7 protein-coding genes and 1 tRNA gene are annotated in these 8,669 nt (G+C 55.9%); 3 read left to right on the forward strand and 5 right to left on the reverse strand.

From position 1 onward, the window contains the following. Positions 1 to 34 precede the first annotated feature (34 nt). Complete coding sequence (epmA, locus tag P0Y67_RS17110; protein WP_342392866.1) at positions 35 to 1,006, forward strand: elongation factor P--(R)-beta-lysine ligase; 972 nt, start codon at positions 35 to 37, stop codon at positions 1,004 to 1,006. 25 nt (positions 1,007 to 1,031) lie between these two features. On the opposite strand, the gene P0Y67_RS17115 is transcribed toward epmA, so the two are convergent. The 5 genes from P0Y67_RS17115 to rsgA form a co-directional block, all read right to left on the reverse strand. Next, the gene (locus P0Y67_RS17115; RefSeq protein WP_342392867.1) at positions 1,032 to 1,919 is read right to left on the reverse strand and encodes a DMT family transporter; all 888 of its coding nucleotides are present in this window, start codon (positions 1,917 to 1,919) and stop codon (positions 1,032 to 1,034) included. 151 nt (positions 1,920 to 2,070) lie between these two features. Then, entirely contained in the window at positions 2,071 to 3,954 is a 1,884-nt protein-coding gene (locus P0Y67_RS17120) for a methyl-accepting chemotaxis protein (RefSeq protein ID WP_342392868.1), read from the reverse strand. A 174-nt stretch (positions 3,955 to 4,128) separates the two neighbouring features. Further along, positions 4,129 to 5,550 carry an SLC13 family permease gene (locus tag P0Y67_RS17125; RefSeq protein WP_342392869.1) on the reverse strand — a complete coding sequence of 474 codons (1,422 nt, stop codon included), beginning with the start codon at positions 5,548 to 5,550 and terminating at the stop codon, positions 4,129 to 4,131. A gap of 137 nt (positions 5,551 to 5,687) precedes the next feature. Then, positions 5,688 to 6,590, reverse strand: a complete 903-nt coding sequence (asd, locus tag P0Y67_RS17130; RefSeq protein WP_342392870.1) for an archaetidylserine decarboxylase — start codon at positions 6,588 to 6,590, stop codon at positions 5,688 to 5,690. 152 nt (positions 6,591 to 6,742) lie between these two features. Next, positions 6,743 to 7,795, reverse strand: a complete 1,053-nt coding sequence (gene rsgA / locus P0Y67_RS17135) for a small ribosomal subunit biogenesis GTPase RsgA (RefSeq protein WP_342392871.1) — start codon at positions 7,793 to 7,795, stop codon at positions 6,743 to 6,745. Between the two features lie 80 nt (positions 7,796 to 7,875). Here rsgA and orn point away from each other — a divergent pair, with 80 nt between their 5' ends. After that, the gene (orn, locus tag P0Y67_RS17140) at positions 7,876 to 8,421 is read left to right on the forward strand and encodes an oligoribonuclease (protein WP_161442992.1); all 546 of its coding nucleotides are present in this window, start codon (positions 7,876 to 7,878) and stop codon (positions 8,419 to 8,421) included. Positions 8,422 to 8,551: 130 nt separating this feature from the next. Further along, positions 8,552 to 8,628: transfer RNA gene (locus P0Y67_RS17145), tRNA-Met, on the forward strand. The last annotated feature ends 41 nt before the right edge of the window (positions 8,629 to 8,669 follow it).

The following is an 8,669-nucleotide window of genomic DNA, read 5'->3' on the forward strand; positions in this document are numbered from 1 at the left end:
CACCACTTTCGACTCAGATGAAAAAGACTCTCCTATGACAATGCAATGGCAACCCACGGCTGATCTGGCGAACCTGCGCCAGCGGGCCGCAATTCTGGCGTCTGTGCGTGAATTTTTCGCACATCGCGGTGTAATGGAGGTGGATACCCCGGCCATGAGCCAGGCCACAGTCACCGACATTCACCTGCATACCTTTCAGACGCAATTTGTCGGTCCCGGTTTTGCCCACGGCCAGACGCTCTATCTGATGACCAGCCCTGAATTTCACATGAAGCGATTGTTATCGGCGGGCAGCGGGCCTATCTACCAAATCTGTAAGGCTTTTCGCAACGAAGAATCCGGCCGTTACCATAACCCGGAATTTACTATGCTGGAGTGGTACCGCCCCGGGTTTGACCACCATGCGCTGATGGATGAAATGGATGCCCTGCTGCAACTTGTGCTGCAGTGTACTGCCGCTGAGCGCATGAGCTATCAGCAGGCTTTTTTACAGGTGCTGAATGTCTGTCCGCTGACCGCCTCAATGGACGAGCTGAAACATGCAGCTCTGGTGCTGAATCTCGGCGAGGTGGCAGCCCATGAAACTGACAGAGACACCCTGCTGCAGCTGATGTTCAGCATGGGCGTGGAGCCGGTGATCGGCCAGCAGGTGCCGGCTTTTGTGTATGATTTTCCGGCCTCGCAAGCGGCACTGGCGCGGATCAGCCCGTCTGATCACCGTGTTGCTGAGCGCTTTGAGGTGTACTTTAAAGGCATTGAGCTGGCCAACGGTTTTCACGAGCTGGCCGACGGCGATGAGCAGTTATCCCGTTTTGAAGCCGATAACGCCAAGCGGCTGGCAATGGGGCTGCCAGCGCAGCCGATCGATCAGCATCTGGTTGCCGCACTCAAGGCCGGTTTTCCCGATTGTGCCGGCGTGGCGCTGGGGATTGATCGCCTGGTGATGCTGGCTCTGGGGCAGACACACATCGCGGCAGTGACCGCTTTTCCGGTCACTATCGCCTGATAAGATGTGCTGAGCGCATGCCGGCTCAGAGACTGAGTATCAAGCCGGTGCCGAGCACCGCCAGCAGTGCGCCCAGCCAGGCGGTGCCCGGCGGCCGGTGTCGGGTGTAGATCCACAGCAGCGGCAAAATCATGATAGGGGTGGTGGAAGATAACAGCGCCACCATACCCACATCGCCGTGCTGCAGGGCAAACAGAATCAGCGTCATCCCGACGGCCATGGCCAGAAAACCATTCAGCGCCACCATACCTAGGATCGGCAGATTGATCGGTTGCAGGGGTTTGGCAATGCTGGCGCCACTGAGGCGCAGCACACTGTGGGCGCCGAATGCCGTGGCCATGCGCATCGCCGAAGCGGCCACCGGATCCAGCGTGGTCTGCATCGCGGGTTTAGCGATAATCGCGCCCAGTGACTGACACAGTGCCGCCGTCAAGCCCAGCCCCACCGCGACAGCTAAACTGCCGGTGATGGCTTCTATCTGATGCTTCTGGCTTTTCTGGCCGAAGAGAATGGCCGTCACCACACCGGCAAACACCAACAGCGCCCCGACCAGTTTCCAGCCCAGTAAAGTCTCAGCAAACAGCCAGATGCCGAGCAGCGCCGAGAAGACGGCATGGCAGGAGAACAACAGGCCGCCACGGCGCGGGCCAATCCGGTTGAAGCAGGCAAACAGCGCGGTATCACCGATAAAAATCCCAATCAGTCCTGACAGTGCCATCACCAGAGCCAGATCCAGTGTCATACTGGCCCAGCCACCATTTATGAGCGCCATAGCAGACAGCATCACAGTAACGCAAGCCATGCGCCAGCGGCTGTAGGCAAAGGCGCCGAGATGGCGCGAAGGTGTGACGGAGATTAAACTGCTGATGGCCCACAACAAAGCGGCGGCCAGCGCCAGCCATTCGTAACCCATGGATATCCTTATTCGAAAACACTGCAAGACAGTTTGTGATGCGGAGTGGTGGCATATCATGCAGCAAAGCGGCGAAAAATGGTATCGGCGGATGAGGGCAACGGCGGGCACGGCCAGCCTGTTCGGGCTGACCGTGCGGGGATGGCCGGGGTTAAATCTTAAAGCGTGAGGCGTCGTCGCGCATCGCTTTGGCCGCCTGATTCATACCCTGAGCGCTTTGGCTGACGTCCTGCGTCTGGGTGGCCAGATGATCGGAGACATCGCGGATCGCCTGGGTATTGCGGCTGATATCTTCACTTACCGCGCGCTGCTCTTCTGCCGCGCTGGCAATTTGGGTGGCCATATCAGAAATCTCTGCGATGGAGCGGGTGATCTGGCTCAGGCTGTCACTGGCGGCCTGGGCGTAATCGACACTTTGCCCGGCCAGCTCTGTGCTGGCACCCATGCTGTCGACAGCCTGGCGGGTATTGCCCTGCAGCGTGTCAATCATGGCCCGGATCTCTTCCGTTGAATCATGGGTGCGCTGGCTCAGCACGCGCACTTCGTCGGCCACCACGGCAAACCCACGGCCCTGTTCACCGGCCCGGGCGGCTTCAATCGCGGCATTGAGCGCCAGCAAGTTGGTCTGCTCGGCAATGCCCTGAATGGTCGCCAGAATGTGGCTGATGTTCTGCGCATTGGCTTCCAGTGTCTGGATCACAGTGGCGGCATCCTGGACCTGATTGGCCAGCGACATGATGGCTTCGCGGTTTTGGCTGATCACCGTCTGGCCCTGATCGCATGCACTGGTAGAAGACTGGGCCGCAGACGCGGTCAGCTCGGCGTGGCTCGCCACTTCGGCAGCAGTGGCCGACATCTGGTGTATGGCGGTGGCGATCTGGTTGATTTCGTTCTGCTGACCGTGCACCCGCTCTGAAGCCTGGCGGGCCTGATGAAACGACTGCTCGGCCTGTTCGCCCAGGGTGTGCGAGCGGGAGACTATGCCTTTGATCATCTGTTGCAGCTGGCTGAGGAACAGGTTCATGTTTTCGGCCAGCTCGCCGACTTCATCCATGCGCTGGATCGCAATCCGCTGGGTCAGATCGCCGTTGCCCTGGGTCAGCGCATGCACCGAGCGATTAAGCTCACTGAGCGGGCGCAGCAGGCTGTTAATGATCCAGCCGGCCAGCAGGGCAATGACAAGATACAAGAGCACTGAGGCCATCAGAGTGAAAGACAGGGTTTTCCCTATGGCCGCATACGCCAGATCTTTATCCTCTATGATACCCACCGACCAGTCGGTACCGGCAATCGGCGAGACAAAGATCAGTTTGTCTTTCCCGTCTTGATCAAAATGAAACTCTGCGACCTGCTGGCTGCCGGTAACATTGCGGATAAAGCCAGAGGAGAGATCATTATCTAGTTGGGTTAATGGCTTACGACTCAGCGAAGTATCCTGATATGCGACCAGCGTATTGTTGCCGTCAATCAGAAAAGCGCTGCCTGCGTTGTCCAGCGTCAGGCTGAGGATTTTGTCGACAATGTGGGTGACGGTGAGATCTGCGGCCAGTACACCGCGCCGTTCGCCGCTGAATGAGCGGGCGAAGCTGACCACCAGGCTGCCATCAAAATCCTGATAGGGTTCGGTCAGAATCAGCTGGCTGGACTTGCTCGCGTCCTGGTACCAGGGGCGGGTACGGGGATCATAGTCAGCAGGCCAGTCTTCCGTTTTATCGCCGTAGGCAATGCTGCCGTCGCTGAAACCGGCGTAGACAGACAAAAAATTACCGGCGCGCTTGGTCAGCAGCAGCTCTCTGTCGCTATTTTTTTCGGCTGCAATCAGCGGCAGGTTGGCTAAAACCATATCGCGGCGGGCACCCAGCCAGTCGGCAATGTAATCGCTGGTGGCCCCGCCGGCGGCACGCATCTGGGCATTGACTTCGTTGGTGGTTTCGGTGCGAAGCTGGGTGACTGAAATGCCGGCCTGGATAGCACTGACTGTGGCTATGATGGCCGCAATGGCCACTTGAATTTTCATTTTTATCGTGAATTTCATACTGCAATCCCGAGTTCGTTCCCTGACTTTCTTTTGCTGTGAAAAGCATGGGCAGAAGTAAATAGTGAGTCACTCGGAATTATCAGCGAATCTGATGTTTGCTTTATGCCTAATTGCGCAGTCCATTGTTAGGATGTGATCATGGTGCCAAAATTATGCTTTCACCGGATTGAGTTACACGGATAAAGCCATTAATGCTGCCAGATACAGTACCGACAGGCCGCTGAGACCGACCAGTATCCCCACTTTCATCATATCGCGACTATCAATCAGGCCTGTGGAGTAGGCCAGAGAATTGGGTGGGGTTGAAACGGGCAGCACCATACCTAACGAGGCAGAGAAGGCCAACATGATCAGCATGGCCGTCAATCCTCCCGCCCCGGCCAAGGCGGGAACCGAAGTGGCAATCGCGGCCCCGATGGGCATCAGCAGGTTGGCGGTCGCCGTATTGGACATAAAATTGGCCATCAGCCAGCACAAAACCGAGAGCAGGATCAGAATCAGCAGGGTCGGCAGGCTGGCGTAGTCAATCGCGTGGGCCAGCTGTCCGGCCAGCCCGGTCTGGTCAAGTGCCATGCCAATGGCTATTCCGCCGGCCACCAGCCACAGCACATCCCAGTTAAAAAGTTTCAGCTCTTCTTTGCCGATTATGCCTGTCAGCGCGAACACTGTCAGTGGGATCAGAGCGACGACATAGGCATTCATTCCGTGCCAGGCTGTTGTCAGCCAGAGCACAATGGTCAGCCCGAACGTCAGGTAGACCACCCAGGCCTGCCAGCAGCGCTGAAACTGCCCTTCAAGCCGTAAATCCAGGGTGTGATGCCGGGTAGGATAAAGCCGCTGCAGCAGCCACCAGGCCAGCGCAAGCTGCACTAAGACAAACGGCAGGCCAAACGCCATCCAGCCGAGAAAACTGATACTGTGCTCATCGCTCAGGTACTGTAAAGCAATGGCATTGGGCGGCGTGCCGATAGGGGTGGCAATACCGCCTGTGTTGGCGGCAACCGGTATCGCCAGTACCAGTGCTTTGATGCTGCTGTCTTCTTTGGGCACTGCTGCCAGGATAGGGACCAGCAGCGCCAGCATCATGACAGTGGTAGCAGTATTGGACATAAACATGGAGAAGACCGCAGTGATCAGCATCAGCCCCAGCATGATATAGCGTGGCTGTGAGCCAAAGGGTTTTAACAGTACCCGCGCCAGATTGGTGTCCAGCCGGTACTTGGCAGCGGCAATCGCCAGGGCAAAGCCACCGAGAAACAGCATGATGATCGGTGAAGCAAAGGCGTGGAAAATATCGGTATAGGCAATGAAATCGCCCAGCGGGGTGGTGTCTGCCGGCTGACGAAACAACAGCAGGCTCTGATCGGAGAGCATGACAAGTTGCAGCACTATGATCAGCAGGGACGTCGCATAGACAGGCACCGGCTCTAATACCCAGAGCAATGCGGCCATCACGAAAATGGCCAGTAACCTGTGCTGCACCAGCGTCAGCTCACCCAGCGGCAGCGAGGGTGTCGGAACCTGCAGCAGGGCAAAGGGCAGGCCGAAGGCAATCAGTAATTTCAGCAGTAGCGATAGCGATATGTCCCGCATGTCCGGCGCTCTGTATTAAAAAGGGGCACGGACAGCATAGCACTCTCAATGAGATGCATATGACGGGTGAGATCAAAATACCGCATCAAAAAAGGGACGAATCCGTCCCTTTTTGTCAATCAGCGTTAGCGGAGCAGTTAAGCGTCGCTGTTGTCTGCCATCGGCTCTGTCACTGGCTGTGCAGTCAGACGGGCGTAGGCCTCACCCATACGGGTAGTCACATTCGGCGCCAGATGGTCGGCAAAGGTCACCATCTCTTTCGGGAACAGGTTGATGACGGTGGAACCCAGTTTGAAACGGCCCATTTCCTGGCCTTTTTTCAGGGTGATAGCCTGCTCGCCGTCGGCCGGGTAATCCCAGCGACGAACAACAGGGCCGCGCGGCGGTGTAATAGTGCCAGACCAGACGGTTTCAATACTGCCAACGATGGTGGCCCCCACCAGTACCTGAGCAACCGGGCCGAATTCCGTATCAAAGATACAGACCACGCGCTCATTACGGGCAAACAGGTTTGGCACATTTTCAGCGGTCAGCGGGTTGACCGAAAACAGATCGCCCGGCACATAGATCATCTGGCGCAGGGTGCCGTCACATGGCATGTGTACGCGGTGATAATCTCGCGGAGACAGATACAGAGTGGCGAAACTCCCGTCAGCAAATTCCTCTGCCAGCGCCTGATCGCCGCCCAGCAGTTCAACCGCCTCGTAGTAATGCCCCTTGGCCTGAATCAGCTGGCCTTTTTCAATCGCACCCAGCTGGCTGACACAGGCATCAGCCGGGTGACAGAAGACCTCGGCGTCGTCGTTCAGCGGGCGGGCATCGTCTTTGAGTTCGCGCACGAAGAAATCGTTGAAAGTGGCGTAAGACGCGGGATCTTCGTTACGGGCTTCTGCCATATCCACTTTATAGCGGTTGATAAACCAACGGATCACCGCCGTGGTGACAAAGCCACCTTTCAGGTCGGCAAGTTTGCCGGCCAGGCGGGTCAGGGCATGTTTGGGCGCGCAGTATTGCAGGCCAATTTTCAGATTATCGCTCACAATAAGATTCCGATTGTTCTATAAATCAATAACTTGGTTCTTCGCCATCAGTAGCGCTGACCCGGGCCGCGGATTCTACCTGATTTCAGATATGAAGTCAGGTGAGCGCACGCGAAGAGGGAGCCAGCTCGCAGTTGATGACGCAGGGCCGCTTAATTTTGCTTATTTCGAGAAAACTGACGGTTAGCCACGTTTTCCGACATGCTTTCAATGATTTTATGGTAGCTGTCAAAGCGTTCCTGGCTGATGTTTCCGTCTGCTAAAGCTTCACGCAGCAGGCAGCCCGGATCGTCTTTGTGTTTACAGTCGCGGAATTTACAGCCACCCAGGTAACGCCGGAACTCGACAAAAGCGTTTGTCACTTGCTCCGGTTCCAGGTGCCACAGTCCGAACTCCCGAACCCCGGGTGAATCTATCAGATCCCCGCCTTCAGCAAAGTGGTACAGACGTGCTGCTGTGGTGGTGTGCTGGCCCAGTCCCGAGTTCTCTGACACATCGCCGATCTCTGCATCCACTTCCGGCATCAGGGCATTGACCAGGCTGGATTTCCCCACCCCGGATTGACCGGCAAAGATGTTGACGTGATCTTTCAGATCCGCTTTCAGTGCCGCTAACCCTTCTCCTGTCATGGTGCTGACGTAACGCACTTCATAGCCGATCGCTTTGTACAGCGACAGGGTGCGCTCGACCTGCTGACGGGGGCCGTCATCGAGCAAATCGACTTTGTTCAGCACAATCAGCGGCTCGATTTCAACTGTCTCGGCAGCTACCAGATAACGGTCGATAATGTTCAGCGACAGCTCAGGCAGCACGGAAGAGACAATGATGATGCGGTTAACATTCGCCGCCACCGGCTTAACCCCATCGTAGTAATCCGGGCGGGTCAGCACCGACGTCCGCTCATGGACCGCTTCGACCACACCGGCGATGCCTTGCAGGGCTTCAACACCGGGCCGCCAGACAACGCGATCTCCGGATACCAGGCTCTGAATACTGCGACGCAGGTTACAGCGGTGGATGGTCCCTGTTTCCGGATCTTCAATATCGGCATGCTGGCCGAATCGGGTGATCACCAAGCCTTCACGGGCATTCTCCAGCAGGGCTTCATCCCACTGGATATCTTCCATGCCCTTAGTCAGGCGCTTATTTTGGTTAGAGCGGACACGTCGGCTCTGACCTTTAGTTAACTTTTTCTTTTTTGCCACAAGAATATCGTTCTGTTTGGTTGGCTTTCATTTCAGGCTAAGTATGATACATGCTTTAGTCATCAAATAGGCAAATTCCAATGACAATCAGCGATCAGAACCTGATTTGGATCGATCTGGAAATGACAGGTCTGGATCCCGATACACACAAAATCATTGAAATTGCGACCATAGTGACCGATGCCCAGCTCAACATTCTGGCAGAGGGACCGGTACTGGCAATTCATCAACCCCAAGCCGAACTGGACAAGATGGATGACTGGTGTACCAATACACATACCCACAGTGGCCTGGTCGCCCGGGTGCAGCAAAGCCAGGTTAATGAACAGGAAGCGGTACGTCAGACCATCGCATTTCTCGAACAATGGGTGCCCAAGGGCGCATCGCCTATTTGTGGTAACAGCATAGGTCAGGATCGTCGTTTCCTTTATAGGCACATGCCGGAATTAGAACAATACTTTCATTACAGGTATCTGGATGTCAGCACACTGAAGGAGCTGACCCGTCGCTGGAAGCCAGAGCTGCTCAACGACTTCCATAAGCAGGGCAGTCACCTGGCGCTGGATGATATTCGCGAATCCATTGCTGAACTGCGTTTCTATCGTGAGCAGATCTTTAAAATTTGATGCTTTAATGAACGGTTGAGCGGGCCGGCGGAGATTTTTACTCAGAACTATTGCATCCGCCTGTTTTCCTCGTATAATGCGCAGCCTCGAAAGGCAATAATGTTTCAGTTTGCTTTTCAGTGTTTTCGGACGCGGGGTGGAGCAGCTTGGTAGCTCGTCGGGCTCATAACCCGAAGGTCGTTGGTTCAAATCCAGCCCCCGCAACCAAAGATTTAAAGATGATCTGGTGACTACCAGGTTGTCAAATG

Source organism: Photobacterium sp. SP02, assembly GCF_038519165.1.
In the GTDB taxonomy this organism is placed as follows: Bacteria; Pseudomonadota; Gammaproteobacteria; order Enterobacterales; family Vibrionaceae; genus Photobacterium; species Photobacterium halotolerans.